General features: G+C 41.6%; 16 protein-coding genes. 11 read left to right on the forward strand and 5 right to left on the reverse strand.

Annotated features, from left to right (window positions below; all coding sequences use genetic code 11):
* Positions 1-189 precede the first annotated feature (189 nt).
* From ACO6S0_RS14525 to ACO6S0_RS14560, 8 genes are all read left to right on the forward strand, one after another.
* Positions 190-3,636, forward strand: coding sequence for a T9SS type B sorting domain-containing protein (locus tag ACO6S0_RS14525; RefSeq protein WP_422349046.1), 3,447 nt, complete (start codon positions 190-192; stop codon positions 3,634-3,636).
* Between the two features lie 75 nt (positions 3,637-3,711).
* A complete protein-coding gene (locus ACO6S0_RS14530) occupies positions 3,712-4,431 on the forward strand; it encodes a hypothetical protein (protein WP_422349047.1) in 720 nt (239 codons plus the stop codon).
* Positions 4,428-5,126: a hypothetical protein gene (locus ACO6S0_RS14535; protein WP_422349048.1), complete on the forward strand. Its 699-nt coding sequence runs from the start codon at positions 4,428-4,430 to the stop codon at positions 5,124-5,126. The genes ACO6S0_RS14530 and ACO6S0_RS14535 overlap by 4 nt, the downstream gene beginning before the upstream one ends.
* Positions 5,123-5,581: a hypothetical protein gene (locus ACO6S0_RS14540; RefSeq protein WP_422349049.1), complete on the forward strand. Its 459-nt coding sequence runs from the start codon at positions 5,123-5,125 to the stop codon at positions 5,579-5,581. The genes ACO6S0_RS14535 and ACO6S0_RS14540 overlap by 4 nt, the downstream gene beginning before the upstream one ends.
* A complete protein-coding gene (locus tag ACO6S0_RS14545; protein WP_422349050.1) occupies positions 5,578-6,846 on the forward strand; it encodes a hypothetical protein in 1,269 nt (422 codons plus the stop codon). The genes ACO6S0_RS14540 and ACO6S0_RS14545 overlap by 4 nt, the downstream gene beginning before the upstream one ends.
* A complete protein-coding gene (locus ACO6S0_RS14550; protein ID WP_422349051.1) occupies positions 6,834-7,166 on the forward strand; it encodes a hypothetical protein in 333 nt (110 codons plus the stop codon). Before ACO6S0_RS14545 ends, ACO6S0_RS14550 begins: the two co-directional genes overlap by 13 nt.
* Positions 7,167-7,278: 112 nt before the next feature.
* Positions 7,279-7,629: a hypothetical protein gene (locus tag ACO6S0_RS14555; protein WP_422349052.1), complete on the forward strand. Its 351-nt coding sequence runs from the start codon at positions 7,279-7,281 to the stop codon at positions 7,627-7,629.
* A 2-nt stretch (positions 7,630-7,631) separates the two neighbouring features.
* Positions 7,632-8,771, forward strand: a complete 1,140-nt coding sequence (locus tag ACO6S0_RS14560; protein WP_422349053.1) for a type II secretion system F family protein — start codon at positions 7,632-7,634, stop codon at positions 8,769-8,771.
* Between the two features lie 683 nt (positions 8,772-9,454).
* Here the strand turns inward: ACO6S0_RS14560 and ACO6S0_RS14565 are convergent.
* Positions 9,455-9,916 carry an Lrp/AsnC family transcriptional regulator gene (locus tag ACO6S0_RS14565; RefSeq protein WP_422349054.1) on the reverse strand — a complete coding sequence of 154 codons (462 nt, stop codon included), beginning with the start codon at positions 9,914-9,916 and terminating at the stop codon, positions 9,455-9,457.
* Positions 9,917-10,081: 165 nt separating this feature from the next.
* Between ACO6S0_RS14565 and ACO6S0_RS14570 the strand changes: the two genes are divergently transcribed.
* From ACO6S0_RS14570 to ACO6S0_RS14580, 3 genes are all read left to right on the forward strand, one after another.
* Positions 10,082-11,041, forward strand: a complete 960-nt coding sequence (locus tag ACO6S0_RS14570; protein WP_422349055.1) for an NAD-dependent epimerase/dehydratase family protein — start codon at positions 10,082-10,084, stop codon at positions 11,039-11,041.
* 9 nt (positions 11,042-11,050) lie between these two features.
* Positions 11,051-12,247: a glycine C-acetyltransferase gene (kbl, locus tag ACO6S0_RS14575; protein ID WP_422349056.1), complete on the forward strand. Its 1,197-nt coding sequence runs from the start codon at positions 11,051-11,053 to the stop codon at positions 12,245-12,247.
* 105 nt (positions 12,248-12,352) lie between these two features.
* Positions 12,353-14,215, forward strand: a complete 1,863-nt coding sequence (locus ACO6S0_RS14580) for a helix-turn-helix domain-containing protein (protein ID WP_422349057.1) — start codon at positions 12,353-12,355, stop codon at positions 14,213-14,215.
* 20 nt (positions 14,216-14,235) lie between these two features.
* Here ACO6S0_RS14580 and ACO6S0_RS14585 read toward each other — a convergent pair whose 3' ends face one another.
* The 4 genes from ACO6S0_RS14585 to ACO6S0_RS14600 form a co-directional block, all read right to left on the reverse strand.
* Positions 14,236-16,587: a GH92 family glycosyl hydrolase gene (locus ACO6S0_RS14585; RefSeq protein WP_422351835.1), complete on the reverse strand. Its 2,352-nt coding sequence runs from the start codon at positions 16,585-16,587 to the stop codon at positions 14,236-14,238.
* 319 nt (positions 16,588-16,906) lie between these two features.
* A complete protein-coding gene (locus ACO6S0_RS14590) occupies positions 16,907-20,248 on the reverse strand; it encodes a VCBS repeat-containing protein (protein ID WP_422349058.1) in 3,342 nt (1,113 codons plus the stop codon).
* Between the two features lie 140 nt (positions 20,249-20,388).
* Positions 20,389-22,146, reverse strand: a complete 1,758-nt coding sequence (locus ACO6S0_RS14595; protein ID WP_422349059.1) for a RagB/SusD family nutrient uptake outer membrane protein — start codon at positions 22,144-22,146, stop codon at positions 20,389-20,391.
* 27 nt (positions 22,147-22,173) lie between these two features.
* A complete protein-coding gene (locus tag ACO6S0_RS14600) occupies positions 22,174-25,389 on the reverse strand; it encodes a SusC/RagA family TonB-linked outer membrane protein (RefSeq protein ID WP_422349060.1) in 3,216 nt (1,071 codons plus the stop codon).
* Positions 25,390-25,873 lie beyond the last annotated feature (484 nt).

A 25,873-nucleotide genomic window follows, 5' to 3' on the forward strand; every position in this document is an offset into this window, starting at 1 on the left:
AACTTCAAACACCTAGCATCCAGCACCAAGCATCGAGCATCTATCACCTAACATTTTCAACTTTCCACTTTCCATTTTAAAACCTAGAGGCTCTTAAACCAAATTCCGTTCCGTTTGAAGAATAATTTTCCCTACCAGCCACAAATTACCTACATTTAATTCCTAAATAAACTATCAACCTTTACCTACTTGAACCTACGACTTTTCTGTGCTGCTATAGCCCTCCTTTTTTTTGCGCATGCCCAAGCCCAGTTGGAAGCCTCCATTTGGTATTTTGGTATAAATGCTGGCCTGGATTTTAGGAGTGGTACCCCCGTTGCCTTGGAAGATGGACAGGTGGTAACGGATGAAGGATGTGCCACCATCTCAGATCCTTTGGGTAACCTGATTTTTTATACGGATGGTACCACGGTTTGGAACCGCAATCATTCAATCATGCCCAATGGTACCGGGTTGCTCGGGACCAGCAGTTCCTCACATTCAGGGATAATTGTGCCCAAACCCAACGACCCTGATATTTTCTATGTTTTTACGGTATATCAAGAAGGGTCGCCATACGGGGTCAATTACTCCGAAGTGGACATGACCCTTGATGGCGGACTTGGAGATGTTACGGCAAAAAATGTGCATTTGTACGGTCCTTCCTTGGAAAAACTGACTGCAGTGGAACATGCCAATGGCAGGGATATTTGGGTAATTACACATGATTGGGGCAATGCCGATTTTTTAACCTACCTGGTTACCCCTGCCGGCGTAAACGCTACCCCGGTGGTGAGCACAGTGGGTTTTGATATGTCCGGAAGTCTGGATGAAACGGATGCTATAGGGTGCATAAAAGCTTCCCCTGATGGATCCAAGGTGGCCATTAGCCATAGGGATACCGGCTCTGAACTACTGGATTTTGACACCACCACGGGCGTCCTCAGCAACCCCATTCTTTTAACAACAGCCCCATTCCAATACGGTGTGGAATTCTCACCTTCTGGCCAGGTGCTGTACCTCTCTTCTTTTACCAATCAAATTTACCAGTATGATCTAACAGCGGCCGACATTCCGGGCAGTGCCATCAATATCAACGAAAACAACGGAGGTGAAGCCGGATTGCAGTTGGGCATTGATGGTAAAATTTATATCACCAATTTCCTTCGCAATTCTCTAAGTGTGATTCATGATCCCAATGTTCTTGGGCTCGGCTGTAATTATGAATACGCCGCAATTGACCTGGGTACTGGACAAAGTTTTTGGGGACTTCCGCCATTTATACAGTCTTTTTTCTATATCAGTGACATCCAGGCCAACCACCTATGCCTGGGCGATGCCACGGAATTTAGCATCAATGTTTCAGAACCCATAGTTTCCATTTTATGGGACTTCGGGGATGGGAATACCTCCGCGGATGAAAGCCCAAACCATACGTATACCCTGCCCGGTAATTACACGGTCTCCGTTACGGTGAACACTGCTTCTGAAACCCAAGTGGAAACCACGGACATTGCGATTTCTGAAGTTCCTGTTGCCAACCCGGTAACCGATCCGGTAGTTTGTAACGCCACAAGCACTTATAATTTTGATTTGTCCACTTTGGATACAGACGTATTGGGTGCCCAATCTGTTACCAATTTTGAGGTGTCCTATCATACTACCCTTGCGGATGCGGATACAAATAGCAATCCAATGAGTTCCATCAGCACTTTTGGATTGGGGACCACCCCGGTTTTTGCACGTATATCCAATCGTGCAAATCGGGATTGTTACGATACCACAGCTTTTACCATAAACATCAATTTGCAGCCCAGCTTGTACACGGTTACGGATTGGACCGTTTGCGATGATGATACAAACGGCTTATATACCTTTGATCTGACCTCTAAAGATGCTGAAGTGTTAAATGGGCAGGATAATTCCATATTTACCATTAGCTACCACAGTTCCCAAACGGATGCAGACAATAGGACCAATGCTTTGGGAGTATCCTACACCAATACCTTGCCAGTGGAAACTCTTTTCTTCAGAATAGAAAACAGCAGTGAAACCGATTGTTATGAGACCGGTAGCTTTGCTATTGAAGTGATCGAGCAAGTGGTGGCAAATGCCCCTGCCAACCTGGAATTCTGCGATACGGACAATGATGGAAATGCCACTTTTGATCTGAGTTTGGTGGAAACCGAGGTCGTTGGCACCCAAAATCACGCCAGTTCGGTACTTTCCTATCACAGTACCCAAGCTGATGCGGACGCGAACACCAATCCTTTGGCCACTAACTTTAACAGTACCAACTATCAAGAAACCATCTATGTACGTTTGGCCAACACCTCTAATTCGGATTGCTACGATACTACCTCGTTTCAACTCCTGATTTTTGATACCCCTGTAGTGCCTACCGTGTCTGACTGGTATGCCTGTGATGATAATAACGATGGGGTTCTTTCATTTGATTTATCCCAAAAGACCAATGAGATCTTGTCAAGCTTTCCCAGTGGTACAGTTTCATTCCATGAAACCCAAAACGATGCCGATTTGGACCAAAACGTGATTGTTGGAAATTATTTCAATACAGCCAATCCGCAAACCATCTATTTTAGGATTGAAAATCCCGGCAATGCCAATTGCTACAATCTGGGGCAGTTTCAAATTCAGGTGTTTGATACACCTTCGGCAACTATGCCAACGGATATTGTGGTCTGCGATGTAGACGAAACCGGACGCTACTCTTTTGATCTTAGCCAAAAGGACCTGGAAGTTTTGAACGGGCAGGATCAAAATGTATTGGATGTACTATACTTCAGTTCGGAAACAGATGCCTTGTACAATTCAAACGCCTTGCCAGCAACGACTTACAACAACCATTCGTTAAGTGATGTCATTTATGCACGGGTGCACAATCCTCTTTTCCCGGATTGTTTTGCCATTACCAATTTTTCGGTGTTGATCAACTCCTTGCCCCAGATAGGATTACAGGATACTTACGTCATGTGCCCGGACAGTCCAGACCTTACTGTTCAGGCTGGCATATTTGAATCCTATGAATGGACAGATCATGCCGGACAAGTTCTGGGCAATGCGCGAGAACAGTTTATTGCAGCGTTGGGCAACTACAGTTTGACCGTTACCGAGACCACGAACGGAGTTACTTGCAGTAATACCTTCAATTTCGAGGTAGTGTCCTCGGGTGCCCCGGACAGTTTTACCGTGTCCACCGATGGAGTTTCTGATGAGATAACCCTTACTGTGGATGCTGTTGGCATTGGTACTTTTGAATATTCCATAGATGGGATCAATTACCAAACGGACAATCAATTTACAGTCTTTCCAGGGAGATATACGGTCTACGTCCGCGACCCTTTCGAATGCCGTACCCTAAGCCAGGAGATCATTGCCTTGGGATATCAAAAATTCTTTTCGCCCAACGGCGACAACTATCATGAATATTGGAATGTAATCGGCGCTGAACAGTTCCCAAATTCCAGGCTTTTTATCTATGATAGACTGGGTAAATTACTGCGTCAAATCTCTCCGCAGGGACAGGGCTGGGATGGTACATATTTAAGACGTCCCATGCCGGCATCAGACTATTGGTTTCGCTTTGAATATGGTGAAGGTGAGGTACTTACGGGCCATTTTAGCTTAAAAAGGTAATATTTACATCTGTATACTCATTTTTCGTACAACACTTCTCGGAAAAAAGCGTTAACTACCTACAGAATCTTATACATGAGACCTACAATTACCGTTTTGCTACTGGCAATGCTGTTAAGTGCCTGTGGCCCAATGCGCAACCTACAAAAAGTAGAGACGCGCATTCCCTGTCTGGGATCCGTGGGAAAAATCAGTACCACCTTGTTTACCAAAGATTTCGAAAAAGCTGGGGAACCAAGCTTGGATACCCCTCTGGAAGTTTCATTGAATGTCTTTGATTTTTCCCAGTCCACCCTTTCAAAATATAGGAAATTCAAAGAGCGTCAAGGAGGAAAAACCATGGAATATGCAGAGGATTCTACCCAGCTGGCCGTCTCTAAATACTATAAGCTGAAAGTTTCAGATTTGGTGGGTTTGAAAGCTCAATTGAACGCTGCCAAAAACCTTACACTGAAAGAATACCTTCAGGACGATCCAGAATTGGGAATTTTAACAGGCATCTCATTTGTTGCCAGGGGAGATTTGGACTCCAAATTACAGACCGCACATCATTTTTACCTCAAAGAATCTCGTGGAACCTTGGTATTGGAGGTGCATAACGGAAAACAGTTTTCTACCATAGAGATGGCGGGGCTTCAGGTTTTCGATTTTGAAACCTCCCAACTCTGCTGGAAACGAAACAATAGGGGTAAATTGGAAATTGCCGCGATCACGGGTTCAGGCAGCCGTTGTCCCGGAGATACGGAAAAGGACCCCAACAAATTGGATTCCACCAAAAACTATTTGAAATTATGAGTCTGAACAAATTGCTATTATGTCTACTAGCCGCAGCCCTGCTTGCTTTGGGCTGTGAAGATATCCTGGAAGTGCCTGACATTTCCTCCCAGATAGTGGATATTCTGGCCCCGACCGAGGGCAGCGTGCTCACTACCAATGCCATTTCCTTGAATTGGGAAGAGGTAGAGGATGCAACTGCATACCAAGTACAGATTGCGACCCCAAGCTTTGAAAATGCGGCGCAATTGGTATTGGACAGTATTGTGGAAGTGGATTCCTTGGACCAGATCAAAACCCGAATTCATAAAGATTTGTTCAACGGAAACTACCAATGGCGGGTAAAAGCCTTGAACAGTGGTTATGAAACAGCCTATACCTCAAGTGGTTTTCAAGTGAACGGAGATGAAAATTTGGATCTGACCCCTCCCAATACCCCTCAACCGGTAAGTCCGGCCAATGGAGCATCACTTACTACAACCGAGGTCAACTTTTCATGGACACGGGTAGATGTTGCGGGAAGTGCGGAACGTGACAGCATCTTTATCTATGCCGATGAAAGTTTACAGTCCTTGGAAACCAAGGGCTTGGGAGCCAATAAAACCTTCACGACCAATTTGTCCGATGGAACTTTTTATTGGGTAGTGCGCGCGTATGATGCTGCCGGCAATCAAAGTGGGGACAGCAATACTTTTAATTTTACCATCAGCAATTGAGCAAACAGACCAAGACATATTTGCTTTTGGGCGTAGTCCTGGTTATCTGGGGCGTGATCGGGTTTAAGGTGGTCAATACCCTATCCCCGAAAGAAGAACCTCCAATAGTACAAAAGCAAGCGGTGGATATTCCCAGGGCAACCACCAAAAAGGATACGTTTACCCTTTATGCCAACTATAGAGACCCCTTTTTGGGCACATTGCAAAATCCGAATAAAAAGGTAAAAAAGAAGGTTCCGAAAAAAACTGACCTACCCAAAAAGAACATCACTTATGACGGTTTGGTATCACAGGCGGGTTCTGGAAAATCCATGTTCTTTGTTACCATAGATGGGCAACAGCATATGATGTTCCCCAATCAGGAAGTGGACGGGGTACGATTGCTTAGCGGAAATGTGAGCAAAATACGTGTGAGGTACAACGGCCAACACGAGACCATTACCCTTTCTGAATGATGGGACTGAAAAAAATAAAGGCAGGGGCACTACAATTCGTGCTTTTTATGGGTGCCATCATAGCTGTGCTCCTCATGTCCTTTGTACTGGTTTCCTATACCCAGGTGCTGTTCAAAAAGAAAACCTATGTGACCCTGGATTTGATTCAAGCTGCTCAAACAGGACTGGAAAGTTCCTTTAAGGAACCCATGAAACAAGGGGAACCATTGGAGATGTCCATTCAGGCGACCACGGAAATGGAAGTGACTGTATCCAAAAAATATTGGGGATTGCTGGAATTGAGGGAGGTAACAGCAAAAAAAGGCCAATTGCAGTTTTCCAAAATCGGATTCGTGGGAAAAACGGTTGAAAATCGCCCCGCTTTATATCTTGAAGACAACCAAAGACCCATGGTCATTGCCGGAAAGGCCAGGATCAAAGGAGATGCCTTCTTGCCCCAAAGGGGAATTAAAAGAGGAAATATCCGAGGACAGGGATATACGGGTTCCCATTTGATCTACGGCAAAGAAGAAAAAAGTGCGACCACGCTACCCCAATTGAATTTGGAACTACAATCCCAACTGGAGACCCTGGCCCAACCCTTTTATCAACCCAAGGGGGAGACAGTTCGATTTCAAAAGGGAATGGTGCTTAAACAAAGTTTTAACGAGGAAACCAGGGTCGTCAAAGGAGATTTTTTGGAGTTGGACAAGGTTTCACTTAGCGGAAACGTCTTGGTTTGGGCAACGCATAAAATAATTATCCATCCATCTTCGCAGTTCAAAGATGTGTTGCTGATTGCTCCCCAAATAGAGATAAGGGATGGAGTTTCTGGAAATTTTCAAGCTATTGCCAGTAGAACCATAAAAGTGGGACAAGCTTGTAATCTTCAATATCCAACAGTGCTTGCCATCCATCAACCCAAAACAGAAGGGTTGGATAAAAATAAAAGAACACCTCCGAACATGATTTTGGACAAGGGGTCCACAATCAGGGGGATGATGGTTTATCAGACCAAAAACGAGGAGGCAAAGTCTACCGCCAATATCCATCTAGCGGAAAAGGCAATGCTGATTGGGTCCATGTTGTGCCAGGGGAATTTGGAACTTAAGGGAAGTGTGCTTGGGAGTGTGGCAACCCAAGGATTTATTGCATTGGAAAATGGGAGTGCCTATCAAAATCATTTGTTCAATGGCACCATAGATTTTAGTGCCCTACCCCAGGAATTTGCAGGATTACCCTACCAAAACGAACAACCCAACAATATTGTAAAATGGCTGTATTAAAAAAGTTAAGGGCATCCACCCTCATGGAAACCTTGATGGCCACCATTTTGATTGTGGTAATCTTCATGTTGTCCAGTATGCTCCTGAATTCACTCTTGACCAACACCAATAAACATAATGATGATATGGTGAGGCAAGAGTTGTTGCTTTTACAGTACCAATATAAAAATGGGGTGTTGCACTTGCCGTATTATTCGGATTTGGAGCTTTGGGAAATAGAAGTGGTTAAAGAAGAAAGCAACGCCATGTCAGGGGTTTTGTTTGTCGCTCTTCATCCTGAAACCCAAAAAGAAATTTCTTATCGGATAACAGATGAATAGTGGAAATTACAAAATAAAAGCCTTTACACTAAATGAAATGTTAGTGGTCCTCCTACTTACGAGTATCTTAATTGGCTTGGGGTTTTCAGTTTTGCGTCTTGTACAACAACAAATGCATGGCATCAGTGGAATCTATGAGAAAAACACCGAGGCCAATCTGTTGAGGCAAAGTTTGTGGGTGGATTTTAATCGACATGACGGTGTTTGGTACGATGCGCAAAGGGATGAACTAGTATTTGCCCATGAAATGAAAAGAACCATTTATCAATGGCACGAAAATTTTGTGGTCAAGAAAAGGGATACCTTCTTTCTAAAGATTTATGAAACGCAGTACTATTTCAATGGATTACCAATACAATCCAGTGAGGTGGATGCCCTGGATTTCTCAGTAGGGAACGAGGGCAATAAACAAAGAATTGTGGTTTATAAAACCAATGCGGCCACCACTTATCTAAATCAATAGTTATGGGATTTAAGCTGGACCAAACCATGAATGCCAAAGCTCCAAAAACGTCCAAATCGGATGGGTTGGAGCAATTGCTGAAAAAGGAGATTTCCTTTTTCGGTTCCCTTTTCAATTCCAAAAAAAAGGAATCTTTCTACAGTGAATTGGCTGTGCTGCTCAAAGCTGGAATCCATTTGAGGGAGGCCCTTGACCTGATCAAGGAGAATCAAAAGAAAGAGAAATTGCACCATTTTTATTCCGAGATGTTGCACGAATTAGATGCTGGACACAGTTTTTCCGAGATTCTGAGGTCTAGAAAGGAGTTCACGGAGTATGAGCATTATTCCATTAAAATTGGGGAAGAAAGTGGTAACCTCGCCAAGATTGCCCAAGAACTGGGAGGCTATTTTGCACAAAAAAATGAACAGCGCAGAAACCTTTTGAACGCACTGACCTATCCTATAATCATATTGGCAACGGCCATTCTGGTCGTGGTATTTATGCTCCGAATGGTGGTTCCCATGTTCGAGGATATTTTTAAGCAAAATGGGGTGGAACTGCCAACTATCACCGTATGGATCATTTCTGCATCCAACTTTATCAAAGACTATGGTTTGCTCTTGATTTTTGCCGTTTTGGGTTTTCTTATTTTCAGAAAACCGCTGCTGAAAAACCCCAAAATTAAAAGAAGAAGGGATTTTCTATTACTCAAGATCCCTTTTGTTGGGGAATTTATCAAAATGGTTTACATGTCCCAGTTTGCCCAAACCACGGCTTTATTGACCTCCTCCAAGGTACCCATGTTGAACAGCATTCAAATGGTGAAGAAAATGATCACCTTTACCCCTTTACAGGAAGCGTTGGGCAGTATGGAAAAGAAAATCATGAAAGGCATTAGCCTACATGAGAGCATCAGGGGCAACAAGCTCTTTGATAACCGAATGGCTTCCTTGGTCAAGGTGGCCGAAGAGACCAATCAGACCGAATATATCTTTGATAAATTGAGCCAGCAATATGCCAGGGAGGTTCAACAAAAGTCCAAAATGCTGTCCACGATCATGGAGCCGTTGATCATTGTGGTCATTGGATTTTTTGTGGGGGTTATTTTGGTTTCAATGTATTTACCTATGTTCAGGTTGAGCAGTGTTCTGGGAGGATAAATTTTCATTATTTTTATCATTATTAACCGTACACGATACCGTACACGTTTTTGGACAAAATTGTCGGAAAAAGACAGGGGTTTGAACCCCATTGGTGAGCTCATAACCCGAAGGTCACAGGTTCGAGTCCTGTTCCCGCTACTAGGCCCAAAGGCAACAAAAACAGCGGATTGTGTACCAGCGATCCGTTTTTTTATGGCCTCACTTCCGCTATTTTTGAAAACAGGCGCTACATTACTGCAACCAGCTATAATAGAGACCCTTAACTACAAAGAACACGTCTTAAGCCCTTCCTCCTATTCCAGATTTAAGAACAGAACCCAACAATTTGCACAATGGGCCCACAACAATACAAAGGCGGATTTAAGTTCGTTGTTCCAATTCTTCGAGAATAGCGGGCATATACCCCATAATTTTGTAAAGGGCATCTTGAAAAGAACGACCCCATTTGGGCCTGACGTTCGAGAAAAGGTTATGCCTTTCTATCAATATATTTGAAATAAAATTGAACTGGAAAGTAACCTTAGACAACCTCCTCTTGGTTTTTAAATTTGGGCTTTTTAAGAGCTTTAAAGAAAAAGAGGTTTTTACGAATATTTGAGTTTGGTAAAATGAACCAGATTTTCTACCCAAGAACACTTCCATTTACCATATGTATCGATAAAGATGCCATAGAAAATATTTTAAAAATAATATTGGGTAGTACTTGTAATCTCTTTAAGTACAAAATAACTTTCCAATACACCAATATTATGGATCTTGGAAAGTTTAGCCCGCACAAATTCATGGTAATGGTCAAGACTGGCAACATTAATCTTTAGAAAAAAGTCAACCTTTCCCGCCATGTGGTAGCATTCCTGGATTTCCTTTAATTTTTTTATTTGCGAATCAAACTTGTCAATGAAACCTTCATCATGATACCGAAGGGATACCATGCAAATAGCGGTAATCGGTATCCCTAGATGTTTCTTGTCTAAAAGAGCGACATACTTTCTTATATATCCTTTTTTTTCAAGTTGCCGTATCCTTTCATAGACCGGCGAGGGGGTAAGATTCAACGAGTTTGCTATTTCCCTGGTCGTTTTCTTAGAATCCTCTTGCAAAATCCTGAGAATTTTAAGGTCCACATCATCAATTTTTTCCATTGCCAGATAATATTACTTCAAACTGTAAAATTTAGCATCTTAAAAAGCTAATATACCCTTAATATAGAATAAATACAGATTAAAATACTTAGTTTTTGAATATTTAAAGATAAAAATATCTAGTTATAAGCCATATATCTACTTTTGAGCTTTATAAACCACGCTATGCGAGCAGAAAAAGTACTCATTACGGGCTCTGGAGGACAACTAGGGACTGCCTTACGAAAAGCTCTTATAAATTTATATGGAAGAGAAGCCGTAATCGCAACCGATTTGGTTCCACGTACCGATGAAATTGGACATATCCAATTATTGGATGCCACCAACGAAAGTAAGTTGGGAAAAATGGTCGGGGAACATGCTATAACCCAAATCTATCATTTGGCCGCTATTTTATCTGCAAATGGCGAGACATACCCCATACAAACATGGGACATTAACCTAAAAAGTTGGTTGAATGTATTGGAAGTAGCTAGAAAATACCTTGTGAAAAAGGTGTTTTTCCCTAGCTCTATTGCCGTTTTTGGTGAAAGTGCCAATAAAGTTGAGACAGCCCAGACCGAGTATCTGGACCCTCTCACGGTATATGGAATTAGCAAATCGGCCGGGGAGCAGTGGGGCAACTACTATTTTTCAAAATATGGTGTAGATGTGCGTTCGTTACGCTATCCCGGGGTTATTGGACATGAATCCCTTCCAGGTGGAGGAACCACAGACTATGCAGTGGAAATTTATCACCGGGCCATTCGCAACGAGCGGTTTACCTGCTATCTTTGTGAAGATACCGCCCTCCCCATGATCTTTATGGCAGATGCGGTAAGGGCCACCCTGGAGCTCATGACAGCCCCAAAAGAAAAGATTAGAACCAGAACTTCATACAATATCAATGGATTGAGTTTTTCTCCCAAAGAAATAGTAGCGTCAATCCGAAAATGGTATCCCGATTTTCAGGTTGACTACCAACCCGATTTCAGACAGCAAATAGCCGAGAACTGGCCCTTATCAATAAATGACAACCAAGCCCAAAAAGACTGGAAATGGAGTCCTCATTACCAACTCGACGACATCTCCAATGAAATGATCACCGAACTATTAAAAAAACAGAAGCTGCCCAAAAAAGTTTAAAACATCACCATGTACGCTGATATAAAAAATGATTTAATCGAAGAGCTAGATCAATTAAAAAAAGATGGTCTTTTTAAGGAAGAGCGAATAATTGTTTCTCAGCAAGGCTCTGAAATTGCAACCACAAACGGAAAAACTACACTTAATTTTTGTGCGAACAATTATTTGGGACTTTCGTCCGATATCGAAATAATCAAGGCCGGAACCGAAACAATGAAAAGTCATGGTTTTGGACTTTCATCGGTTAGGTTTATTTGTGGAACCCAGGACATCCATAAAGAACTGGAGAAAAAAACAGCGGAGTTTGTGGGTGCGGAAGACTGCATACTATATGCGGCAGCCTTTGATGCCAATGGAGGCGTGTTTGAGCCTTTATTGACAAAAGACGATGCCGTTATCTCGGATGAACTGAACCATGCCAGTATCATTGACGGAATTCGTCTATGCAAAGCAGAACGGTATAGATATAAGAACAACGATATGGGCTCGCTTGAAGAAAAGCTCCAGGAAGCATCAGACTCAGGAGCCAGACGCAAGCTAATAGTTACTGACGGGGTCTTTTCCATGGACGGGACCATCGCTAAATTAGATGAGATTTGCAATCTGGCAGACGTTTACGGGGCTCTTGTTATGGTGGATGACTGTCATGCTACAGGTTTTATTGGCAAAACTGGCCGTGGGACAGCGGAATATAGAAATGTAATGGGCAGGGTTGACATCATTACTGGCACCTACGGGAAAGCCTTGGGAGGTGCTTCCGGCGGGTTTACTGCGGCCAGGAAAGAAATAGTGGCCATTCTACGCCAAAAATCCAGACCTTATCTTTTTTCAAATACCTTGGCTCCGGCAATTGTGGGGTCGTCCATTGCGGTTTTGGATAAATTGGAAAAAGAAGTGACCCTAGTCAAAAAAATCCAGGACAACACCTTATACTTTAGAGAAGCCCTTACTAATGCCGGTTTTGACATTGTACCAGGCACACATCCGATTGTACCTATTATGCTGTACGATGCTAAATTGGCGGTTGCATTTGCTGAAAAACTATTGCAAAGGGGTATTTACGTAGTGGCGTTTTTCTATCCCGTTGTACCTAAGGATAAGGCAAGAATCAGGATCCAAATATCCGCTTCGCATACCAAAGAGCAAATGGATGAGGCTATCGAAACATTCATCAAAACCGGAAGGGAAATCAGGATATTGGACTAAGATGTGGTATATAAGGCGAATCTTCCCGTGATAACAATTCAGGTGCAATATGTTAGTAGTTCAAGCAAAGAAATACTTTAACTTTAAGGAAATCCTTAAATCATTTTGACAAAAAGAATTGAGACATTATTACTACTGGCCTCCATCCTGCTTTTAAACCAAGGATATGCACAACAAACCTACAAGGATTCCATAAACGTCTATTTTGACCAGATAAAAAACCTTGTAAATGAAAAGGACAAATTCCAAGAAAATTTTCTTGATCCCGAATTTTTACTGGAAAAAAAAGATAGGGTAAGTGGAAGTGAAAAAGTAGACACTTGGCTCCAACTCTACTCTGCTTATGTATATAGGTCCTCAGATACCGCGAGGATTTACAATCTAAAAGCCAAGAAACTTTCAAAGGAAATTGGGTATAAGAAGGGAGAACTATGCGCCATTTTCAATGAGGCGTATCTTTTGTTTGTAGGGGGGGAATTTGACAAGTCAATGGATTTGGCTCAAGGTATCTCAAAAAAAGTAAGTTCAAAAAAATATCCTGAAACGTATGCCGATACCCATACATTAATTTCATACATACATACTGAAAAGGGAGAATTTGACATGGCCCTTGAAACCGGACTTAAATTGCTGGATTCAGCTGAAAAAACTGCTGACGAGTACATGATGATGCGTGCGTACTCCGCACTTTCCCACTACTATTTACGCATTGAAAATTATTCGAAGGCCCTAAACTATTGTTTAAAAGGTCTTCACTTTGTAATTAAACTTAGAAAAGTACAGTACATATTCCCAAAAATTGATGAAATCGCCCGTATGAGTGCAAAGCTGGATGACAAACCAGGGGCCTTGGACGCATATGAATTCTACGTAAATCTTGAAAAAAGAATGTCTCCGCCCGGAAACTATATCCAAAGTATTGTTTACATGAACATGGCCGATATTTTCATATCAAATGAAAAATACGAAAGAGCCCAAAACTATCTGACCCAGGCACTAAAAATGAATTATGACAATAAATTTAGGTTCAGAATACCAAGGGCCTTGATTTTACAGGCGGAATTGGATTTAAAAACCAACGATACTTCAAGTGCAATTCGCAATTATGAGAAAAGCATAGAGGCGGCCAAAGACATAGATGCTTTTGATGTTGTCAAGACCAGCAGTGGGATATTGGCCAAACTCTATGAAAGTACCAATCAACCCTCTATGGCATACGAATACGGCACTTTGAACAGGATTATAAGAGATTCGTTATTCAACAACGAAAAGGAACAAAAGATAGTAATTCTGGAAACTCAGCGAGAAGTCAAGGAGATTACTCAAATAAAGAGAATCCTAGAGCTGGAAAATGCAGCCCAGAAATCCAGATATAACACCATTGTGATTATTCTAGGCTTAGTGGCCATTAGTGGTTTTCTGGCCATTTTTGGCTACTTAAAAGTAAAGGCCAAGAATAAATTGCTGTACAAAAGAACCATGGAATTGGCGGAGATCCAAGTGGTCATGGACGAGAAATTGAAAAAATTGGAAGCTGCCCAAAGTCAGACCAATGCTACTGATAGCGACGAGGATGATGCAAAGTTAAAGAGCATAAGCACCTTGGACGACGATGTTAAGAACATTATTCTCCGAAGGCTTGAGAAATTGGAAATGAAAAAGTTCTTTATTGATCAAAACTGTAGCTTAAGGCAGGTGGCACAGCAGCTAAAGACCAATCCAAAATATCTATCCCAGGTGGTCAACCAAGAGAAAAAAATGAGTTTTACCAATTATATCAATGAGCTTAGAATAAATCATTTATTGTCCAGGTTATTGCAGGACGAGGATTTCAGAAACAGCAAATTAAGCTATATAGCGGTTTCCATAGGGTACAACAATCTAAATACGTTTAATGCCGCCTTTAAGAAAAAACAGGGGATTTTACCCTCCTATTTCATAAAAGAACTTATCCAAGAACAAGGCTAACCCGTTTTTTAAGGGGCTCGCTACAATTTTCCCCATGCGTGATTGGGCACTTTTCCTAAATGAAAAATTAAGACCCCTCCGTTGCTTATATCACTATGCTTCAATACAGAAGTGTTCAATTCCTCACCGTTTAGTTCCACTTTCTGGATATAGACATTCTCTTTCGCTTGATTTCTTGTTTGAACTGAAAATGTTTTTCCATTTTCCAGCCTTAGAGTGGCTTCTTTCACCATTGGACTTCCAATAGCATATTCATCAGACCCTGGTAGTACGGGATAAAAACCTAATGCACTAAAAATGTACCAAGCAGACATTTGACCCGCATCATCATTCCCACAAAGACCATCTTCCTTATTACTATACATGGTATCCATGATCATTCTTACCCTTTGCTGCGTTTTCCAGGGGCTGTCCGTCCAATTGTACAGATAAGGAATATGATGTCCAGGTTCGTTTCCGTGGACATAATTGCCTATAATACCATCCCTGGTGATATCTTCATTTTGTTCTATGTACTTATCCTCTATTTCCGTGGTAAAGATCTTGTCCAAATAATTGGGAAACTCTTTTTTACCGCCCATCATGGAAATCATTTGGTCAATGTCGTGAGGAACATAAAGACCATAGTTCCATGCGTTACCTTCAATAAACCCCTGCCCATGGGTATCTATGGGATCAAATTCTTTACGCCATGTTCCATTGGAAAGCTTAGGTCGCATATAGTTAATCTCTGGGTCGAATACGTTCTTATAGTTTTGGGAACGCTCCATATAATATACATAAGCGTCTTGGTTACCTGCTTTTTTAGCAATTTGGGCTATACTCCAGTCATCATAGGCAAATTCCAAGGTTTTTGAAACCGAAGAGGAACTTTTATCTTCTGGTACGTACCCTACGGCCATATAACTGTCAATCCCATCAAAATAGCCTACGGTCGATGTGTTTTTTGAAGCTTCATAGGCACGTGACACATCAATATCCGTGGTGCCCTTGGCAATGGCATCTGCAATAACGGAAACTGAATGGTACCCAATCATGCACCAATTTTCGTTGGCATAATGACTCCAGATAGGCAGCATTTTGTGTACACTCTCATCGTGATGTGCCAACATAGACTTAATCATATCGTTATTGCGACTTGGCTGAATAATATTAAAGAGTGGATGTAAAGCCCTATAGGTATCCCATAAAGAAAAAATGGTATAGTTGGTAAATCCGTCGGACTCATGAATGTTTTGATCAAGACCTCGATATTTACCATCCACATCCTCATAGACAATAGGACCAAGCATGGTATGATACAATGCTGTATAAAATGTCTTCTTTTCTTCTGGTGTTTGGGTTTCCACGGCTATTTTGGAAAGTTCTTCATTCCATTTTTTCTGAGTTTCCTTTTTGGTCTTTTCAAAGTCCCAATGTGGAATTTCGGCTTCCATATTTTTTAAAGCTCCAGCTGTACTTACCGAAGAAAGAGCCATTTTAACCTTTATCCTTTCGTTGTCATCGGTCTTGAAATTAAAATAGGCCCGAATGTTTTTACCAGCCATTTCGGGAAAGTTTTCTTCTTCGTTGAACCTGCCATAAAAACCACGATAGTTTTGGGAGTCATATTTTTTATGACCATAGGAATGGAAGGGCTTTGAGAATTGCATGGCAAAGAATACCTTTCGGGTTCTTGCCCAGCCATTGGTCTGTCGATATCCTGTAATTAAGGAGTCGTTCTCTACCCGAAGAAACGTCCATACATTTTTATCCTTGTGGTGGTAAATGTTCGATATTAAATCGAGAATAATATGGGAATTATCAGATTTTGGAAATGTATATTGATGAAACCCAACCCTATCACTCGCGGTCAGTTCGGCCTTTATCTTATAGCTGTCCAGAAGTACCCTGTAGTATCCTGGTGTAGCTTCTTCGTTGGTGTGGGAAAATTTGGAATGGTACCCGCTGTTTGGGATTTCCGAGTTTCCAGGTTCAAGTTTTAATTCACCTATAGTGGGGATGACCAAAAGATCACCCAAATCTGAATGTCCCGTTCCGCTGAAATGGGTATGGCTAAAACCAAAAATAGTGGAGTCCCCATATTGGTATCCAGAACAATACTCATAGGTTTTTCCATTGTATGATCCCGATTTAGTATAGGGCTGGTTGTTGGTTTCAGGGCTTAATTGAACCATCCCAAAAGGGGTTGAAGGTCCTGGGTAGGTATGCCCCATATTTTTGGTACCTACCATGGGGTTTACATACTTAATCAGGTCTTCTACCTCATTGATCGCAACGGACTCCTCATCTATGACTTGTTTCTTACAAGCTATATTGGATATCAGTAGGATCAACAAGAAACTTAATACGGAAATTCTGGTAAACAACATATATTTTTGGTTCTGTAAATCAAGATGTATCAACAAATTCAACCGAATCGGGTTTATAAGAAAAGCAGCACCTAGTTAAAGACACTGCCCCTCTATAATCAACTAATTGAAGTAAAATTGGATTACGCAACAATCCTACCTCAGAACTTAAAACTAACTCTAACTTAACTTGCTTTTATACTATAATTTAAAATGATAAAATCACTGGATTTAACTCGAAACTAAGATATGTGAATCACGCTGAAGCGGCGAATCAAAACGGCCTCCAATGGTCAAAATTCATGAATTTTGACCATTGGGATCATCATTAAGGATTCATTCAGTTCATGGTACAGGAATAAACCAAAACCTTACCTCTATTTTGAGTAACTATGAAGAGTGAACCACGTTGCCCATGCTTAACCCGTACCATTGATTTTGCATCTCCAGGAACCAAAAATCCGCTTTTGGACGGATGCATTGCCGAAAAATTGGCCTCCCCATCATTTCTTAACAACAACCCATTGAAAGCATCATAGCGTCCAATAAAGGTTTCGTTGCCATAATCATTGCCTATCAGGAGAACGTCCATGTCTCCATCACTGTCAAAATCAGTGACCTGCAGATCATTTATCGGTGCCAACTGGGCCTGTGACGGAAGAAGATGGATCTTGAAGGTACCGTCACCCAAATTTTCAATATAACTGGATTCATCAAAATTCCCCTTTAATATCATCGCCCCCTTTAACTCAGCTGGGGTGAGCAGTGTTTCCTCAGTAGACCGGGCAAACTCCTTGAAATAATTGTATTTGGAACGGAACATGGTATTCTGCTGTATAATATCTCCCCAAAAATGAGCAGGAACGGATTGGTACTCCCCATGTTCATCTTTTAAATATGTAAAGGTAACGGGGTCTATGCTCCCATTTTCATCAAAATCCTTGGCTTTTATGGTTACAGGTCTTTCAAAAGTTGGGGTATAAAAATTGTTTTGTCCCATATTCCCAGCGATAAAATCCATATCCCCATCTCCGTCAAAATCTTCGGAGACAATACTTCTCCACCACCCATAATAGCTATCCAAACCATTATCTGTCAACTTTCTTAAACTAGAACCTTGGTTTGAAAAAATTGTGATAGGCATTAACTCACCCGTCAATATCAAGTCCGCTTTGCCGTCACCATCAACATCTTGCCAAAGGGCATCGGTCACCATCCCCAACTCCCTTAAGCCGTCGGCCCATTCTTCTGTGACATCTCTCAATGTTCCTCCTTCATTTTTAAGAAGGAAACTTTTTTCAGGATATGGGTATTTTCCAGTTGGTGTTCCTCCACCAACAAAAAGATCCACAAAACCATCACCGTCAAAATCATTGGCAGCTACAACTGCACCGCTGGCGTTCACAGTGGGCATTTCCTTAACTGCCCTGAGAAAATTTGCATTGCCATCGTTCAAGTAAAGCCTGTCATTGTGCAAAGGATGTCCTTGTTCAAATTCATAGCTTCCCGAAACCAAATAAAGGTCAAGGTCTCCGTCATTATCCAAATCGAACAGGGCCATATCTTCTTCTTCGAAAAGCATTTCTTCTTTATTGGTGAACATAGGTTTTTCAGTAAACCTTCCGTCCATTCCCTGCAAGAATATTGACGGAGAAAATTTTGAAGAACTGCCAATTATAAAGTCCTCCAAACCATCTCCATTAAGATCGCCAACTACAAGTGCCGGACCATTTTGAGATAATTTATGGGGCAATGTTCGTTGAACATTAAAATCGACAATATCCGCCTCATTGTGCTGATAATCGATTCCTAGTTGCTTTGATATTTCCGTAAATTGCTTACCTCCATTCTTTTCCAATACCAAGGGAAAAGTTAAGCTGTTAACAGGAGTTGGTTTTGCGTTTAAATGGTCGAACGTGATGGATTGGTTGGCCACTACATTGGTCAGTTTTTCATATTTGCCCCCTGGCCAGGCAATCTCCACCGATTGTATGGAATCTTTGCTTCCCAGTCCAAAATGTACCTTTGGGTCAACTGAGGACATATAGCCCCTAGTAAGGTTTTGTTCATGAATTTGAAAAGTTTTATTGTTCAAACGAAGAACAATTTTAGCTCCGATACCCATAGGATTCTCCTTAGGGCCCTGCAGGTTGATGTTCAGGAAATTGTGCCCGAAGTCACTGGCATTATTTTCAAACAAAAAAGCTCTGTCATTGATATTATTGACAACATAGTCCAAATCGCCATCATTATCCAAATCGGCCAAAACAGCACCATTTGAAAATGATGGAATATTCAATCCCCAGGATTCACCAACATCCTCAAAAGTGGAGTCCCCTGTGTTCTTGTACGCATAGTTGGAAACTTTCACCACTGGAATGGAGTCCAAAATTTTAAAAGGATTTAGGTATTGGTGCACTGTGAGGTTAAAATCAGCAAAATCCTTGTCGGTAATATCCCTTGGGAACCCATTGGTAATCAATAAGTCCTTTAAGCCGTCATTGTCAATATCGGCAAACAGCGGGGACCAACTCCAATCAGTTTTGAAGATTCCGGCCATGAGCCCAATTTCGCTGAAAGGTATGCCCGGGCCATTACCTTTATGCAACATATTTCGCATGTATTGGTACTGATAGTCGTAACGTTCGTTCAGGACATACGTAATGTAATTGTTGCCGCCAACAGTGGTCTTCATTCGGTAGTTGGTCTCACCCAACATATCCAAAGTGATTATATCCATAAAACCATCATTGTTATAATCGGCCACATCCGAACCCATGGAAAATTGACTCTGATGTTTTATATAGTCTTCAATCTTATTTGAAAACGTTCCATCCATGTTGTTGATGTAGAGAATATCGTTTGTGAGGTAATCATTGCTGATATGAATATCTGGCCATCCATCATAATTTATATCTGTTATGGCTATGCCCAGTCCAAAACCCTCATAGACAATTCCGGCCGATATGGTCACATCGGTAAAAGTCCCATCCCCGTTGTTATGGTACAGTCGATCGTTGCTTGCCGCAGAGCCATCGTTGATTTTAGGTCGGTAATTTGTAGGTAGGGTATGCTCTTGCTCATTGTTCAGAACATAAAGATCTAAATACCCATCCTTATCGTAATCAAAAAAGGAAGCTCCCATACTATTGCCAACCTCGGCAATACCAAATTCTTTTGCCATTTCCTCAAATTGAGGCACTCCATTTTGATCAAGGCCCTGATTGACAAACAGCATGTTTGCCCTCTTACTTTCCGCTTTGTGCATTGCGGCACAAACATAGATATCCAACCATCCATCGGCGTTGACATCCACTATAGCTGTACCAGTGCTCCATTTTTCCTGTGCTGTTATACCGGCTTCCATGGAGACATCATTGAACTTTAAATTCCCATTGTTAAGGTAAAGTTTGTTGTCAACTTGATTTCCCGAAAAAAACAAATCTGGCAGTCCGTCATTATTAAAATCACCAACAGCAACTCCACCGCCATTAAAAATGTACTCATCATTAAGGATATTGGAACTATCGGTCTCCACTATTCGATTGTTGAATGCTATTCCTGACCTATTGGCGGAAATTTTGGTCAACAACTTTTTGTTTTTGGTTCCGCAGGCGCTAAAAGCCAGGAACACAACAGAAACATAAATGAAATTTCGAATACACCTTGAGATAGTTGTCATAAGTTGAGATTAATTATTACTGATCTATTCTGAAATGAAATATTTACAATAAGCCTAGTTAAGGAGCCAAATTCAAAAAAGCCCCAAGATCCTTCTGGACCTTGTGACTTTTTATTCATTTACCGATAGACATATCCCGCTTAATAGGCAGGGTCTTGGGTCAAAGTTGCCTCCCCATCTTTTATGGATCGGTCTATTGCCTGTATTGGAATTGGGAAATATTCATGTTTTCCTTTGGTAAAGCTTTTTCCTTGCAAATACGTCCTATGCTGTGATTCACTAGCAATATATGCGTTCAGCACTTCTGCCGCTACGCCCCAACGCACAAGATCCCAGTAGCGATGTCCTTCCATGGCAAACTCCAAACGAGTCTCAAAACGAACCGCCTTACGCGCGGTGGCTTGATCTGTCCATGGATCTGTATATTCAGAGATTTCGTAATTGGCAGCTGCTTCTCCATCCACTATGGTGAAATCGTTACGGTCAGTTCCCTGTATGGCCCTAGGGACAAAACTATCAGGATTGGCCGCTCTGGCCCTTATAAGGTTGACCAATTCCCGCGCTCTTTCCAAATCGCCCAGTTCCACCTCAGCCTCCGCCAACCAAAGGATAATCATATCCAAGCGCATGTAGCGATAATTGTTAGCCGTTAGGTTACCCCAACCTCCAATACCAAAACCTTCCATCTCAGCGACATGCTTTTTGGAAAACCAAGGTCCGGCATATGAAAGATCACGAATAAAATCGGTTTGGTAAATCTTAAAATCCTTGTACAATATACCTGGACGGCCCACTGTATGATCTAATCGCGGATCCAATGGATCGGTATACGTAGACAATGTAGTGGTTTCATCTACCGTTTCCGGTACATCCACATCGTCAAAGTTATCCAATAGTGGCAATCCGTTTTCGGTCTTGTATGCATTTACCAAGTTCTGGGACACCTGATAAAATCCACAGCATCCCCATGGATCAGTATATGGATGCGCAAGCCCCATTCCCCTTGCCGAAGCCTGATCGGCCGCACTGCTCACGGCATATTGAATTTCAAATATAGACTCCGCATTGTTACGGGTGGCCACCAAAAAATTGTCAGCAAAATTGGGCACCAACGAAAAACCGCCGTTATTAAGTATGTCATCCAATATTACTTTGGCCTCTTGCAGTTTTGCGGTATTTGCGGAACCATCTTCATTCCATCCTTGGTACATTTTTGCTTTTGCCAAAAATGCTTTGGCTGCCCAACGTGTAGGTCTACCCACTTGACTTTGGGTCTCTGGCAAAACGGCTATTGCCGCTTCAAAGTCCGCTTCAATCAAAGGCCATATTTCGCGATTGTTCAGTACTTTAGTACTTTCAATATCGTTTACGTCATAAACTTCATCATCAATGTACGGAGGGTTCCGCCACATCTTCCGTGCTTCCATATGGAACAATCCTCTAAGAAATGTTGCCTCTGCTATAATTTGAGCTCTCTTTTCGTCTGGTATTTCCTCAACTGAATTTGCAGCGTCAATAACATCATTGGTCCGGGCCACACCCTTGAACAAAGATCTCCAACGATTGGTAATATGACCATTAAATGGTTGGTAATCATAAGTTTCAATAAAGGTTTGCTCTGGCTGATCACCAGCATCCGTTCCCTTTAGCGCGTCATCAGAAGCCAAATTGAATGCCCAATTCTCAACAGTAACGTTCCAATCCGGTGTACCATCAACACCAGAACCATCAATCATTGCGTATGCACCCAACAGAAGGCCATCCACTCCATCTGGGGTTTGCAAGCTTGGCTGGCCAAACTGACCCAAGGGCTCTCTGGTATTGAATTCTTCACTGCAGGCACTGAGCAGAACAATTAACCCTGTTATTGTGGTTAAGAATATTTTTACCTTTTTCATTATAAATCAATTGTTTAATTATCCAAATTATTTTAAAGTCACGTTCAACCCTAATGTGAACGTACGCATCACAGGTAGATATCCATTATCAAAACCTAAGCTTATATCGTTTTCAGTATCCACTTGAATTTCCGGATTCGTACCTGAGTATTTTGTGAAAGTAGCCAGATTCTGTCCTTGCACATAAATTTGGGCAGACGAAAACACTCCTCCTTTTTTAAGTAAGCTATCTGGAAAGCTGTACGTCAACTGCACATTCTTTAATCTGAAGTAGCTTCCATTTTCAATGAAATAAGAGGAGGGCTGGCTACTAATCTGGTCATTGGCGTCCATAATAGGAACTGTGGCATTTGGATTGGCCGCCACCCACTCACTTACAGGGGCAGTTGGGTTCCTAGGTTGCCATGCGTCATACAAAGCCCTTCTTGATCGGTTACCTTGGAACGTATTGAAATCTGCAAAATATCGCACATAATTGTATATGTCATTTCCGTAAGAACCGTTACCAAAAATATTGAGTGATAGATTTTTATAGCTCAAATCCAAATTGATACCATAAGTAAAATCGGGATGTGGATTACCAATAATGGTACGGTCATCAGCATTAATGACTCCATCTCCGTTAATGTCAGCGACCTTTAGCTTTCCCGGAGCGTTATACGTTCCGTACTCTGGCCAGGCATCCGCTTCTGCTTGGGATTGAAAGATACCAACTGTTTTGAATCCAAAAAAGGATGACAAAGGTGATCCAGCTTCTGTTAAAGTCAAGGAAGGAACTCTGGATACCCTACCCAAGACTCTTGTATCTGGACTATCATCCAACTTATCTACGTTGTTTGTGTAACGCGAAAGATTGCCGCTAATGCTATATCCGAAATCTCCTTTTTTATCGCTCCATGTAAGTCCAATATCAAAACCTTTATTGGTAATCTGGCCAATATTGGTGAATGGCGCCAGAGCATCTCCCGCACCAAAACTTGGCGGTAACCTAAAAAGCATGTCCGTTGTTACCCTGTCATAAACATCCAATTCAAATCGAAGTCTATGATCAAACATCACGGCGTCCAAACCAACGTTATTTGTTGTTGTGGTTTCCCATTTTGCATCTGGGTTTCCGAAGCCGGCGGCATCAAAACCAATGCTTGGTGCGCTAGGAGAACCGTCAATAGGATAGCCAGCATTAAAAATATTGGAGCGGTATGTTGTAAATCCGTTGTAATCCCCAATTTGTTGGTTCCCCGTCTGTCCCCAACCATAACGCAGTTTCAGATCGTTTATAAAGCCCATTTTTTCCATGAACTTCTCATCGGAAACCCTCCATCCCACACTGAATGCAGGGAAGATCGCACTTCTAGATGCACTCAAAAATCTTGAGGAAGAATCATTACGTAAAATGAACTGGGCCAAGTATTTACCATCATAGTCATAGTTGATTTTTCCAAACTGGGACCACAATGTAAAGTCAGAATCCAATAAAACGCCACCATAGTTACTAGCGGTGGTGGCATCACCAAGGCTTAAGTAACTCAATATTTCATTGGTCTGAAAGGCGAATCGGTTTCTACTTGCTCCAAAAACTTCGCCAAAATTTTGGATAGATTCCACAGCAACAAATGCATTGAAGTTATGCACATCGTTGAAAGTTTTGCTATAGTTCAGTTGATTTAACCATGTCCACTGGTACTCGTATTCCTCCCTGGCCGTTGAACCGTTTATGAAGTTACCTTCTACATATTCCGGTTGTGGTCTATTTAGGTCACGTTCCCGCTGCACCCTGGCATCAACACCAAAACTGGTCCTCAATTCAAAATTCTTGTGAAATTTATATCCGGCAAGTACATTGCCCAGAACTCTAAGTCGATACCTTCTATCATCCTTGTTTCTTTCAAGGAAGGCGTAAGGATTGAAGTTGTTCCCCAAATTTTGTCCCCTACTACCCGCATAGTTACCAGCAATATCACGGATTGGCAACAATGGGTGATGTTTATAGGAACCAGAAACGGCATTTTGCTCCCCATCATTCTCATAGCCCCCTTTTTTATTATCAAATGAAACCGTAAAATTTTCGCCTATGGTCAAGCGATCATTTAATGCTTTAAATTCGGTATTCGCCCTAATGGAAACCCTGTTGTAGCTATCGAATTTTACAATGTTCTTTTGTTCAAAATAACCTAGACTAAAGGCATATCGAGCATGTTCAGTGGCTCCAGAAGCTGATATCTGATGGTTTAAAATTGGAGCGGATCGTGTAATCTCTTTCCACCAATTGGTATCGGCAGATCTTGTAATGGCATAGATATTACCAGGTTCCAGTGCATATAGGTTAGGATCCACTCCTGAATCCCCTTCATTTGCACCACTTGGAAAAACATAATCTGGTATGGTTACCTCACCATTTGGCCCAAAAGTATATTGACCATGGCTAGGAGTTTTACCCGCATATAAATCGGCTAGATAAAGGTATTGTCCCAGCTCCTTTGCGTTCAATGCATCTACGCTTTCCGCTGCAGATTGAATTCCATAATATGTACTATAGTTTATTGTTGGTTTTCCGAGTTTCCCTTTTTTCGTGGTGATAATTATGACACCATTTCCAGCCCTAGACCCATAAATGGAAGCAGCAGAGGCGTCTTTAAGGATTTGAATGGTTTCAATGTCATTAGGGTTGATATTGGATTGGGATTTGGAAGGCACACCATCAATAACATATAAAGGATCGTTGTTTCCAATAGTACCGAAACCACGGATTCTTACGGTTGCTTCCCCTCCAGGAGTGGCATCAGTAACAATGCCCACGCCAGCTGCCCTTCCTTGCAACTGTTGAGAGAATGTAGTGGCCGGTATCGCTTGAAGGTCTTTTGCATCTACAGTTGAAACCGCCCCTGTTAAATCCTTTTTAACCTGCGTACCATAACCTGTCACAACTACCTCGTCCAAAGCATTGGCATCCTCCTTAAGAGTAATATCAATTGTGTTGGAATTGGTTACGACTACGGACACTGTCGCCATTCCTACATAAGAGAATGTTAGTGTCTCTCCTTCGGACACAGATATCGTGTAGAGTCCATCAAAATCTGTCTGGGTACCGTTCGTGGTCCCCTGCACAATCACATTGACTCCAGGAAGAGGTGTGCCCTGGTCATCATTCACAGAACCGGAAACGGTTTTGTTTTGCGCCAAAGTCATGTTCATTACAAGCATGAACCCTAGCAATAAAAAATTCTTGCATAAAGAATACTTCATAATCTAAATAGTTTGTTGATTGTTAATTAATCTTAAAAATTGTGGAATTTTCGGGTGCAATCCCTTTCGGAGTCGTAATATTGTACAAGTGGTAAAGCCCCATCAGAACCAATGATTCATGGTTGATTAGACAAGAAGTATTAATGATAGTTTTTTTGATATTGTCCTGTACAATATTGAATTCCGAGCCTAGAAAATGCCACCACATTTCTCTAGGCTTTTTTGGTTTTTTTCTTCATTAAAGGTTGTTTATTGTTAGATAATTAGTTTGAAATTGTCATTCCTCAAGTGCGACTTAAAAAACCAAGTCTTTGAATGACACAATTTTATGACCGACAAGTTATTTATTGATGTGAATGACCCGTATTGCAATAGTTAAAAAAGCTCTAAAATTCATGAATTTTGGAACTTTTCACCTCAAAGCACTGTGTTTTGGTCAATTCCAAGGCAAATACATTTTGGTTCTCCATGGTTTTCGGAACCT

The organism is Flagellimonas sp., from assembly GCF_965233845.1.
Lineage (GTDB): Bacteria > Bacteroidota > Bacteroidia > Flavobacteriales > Flavobacteriaceae > Flagellimonas.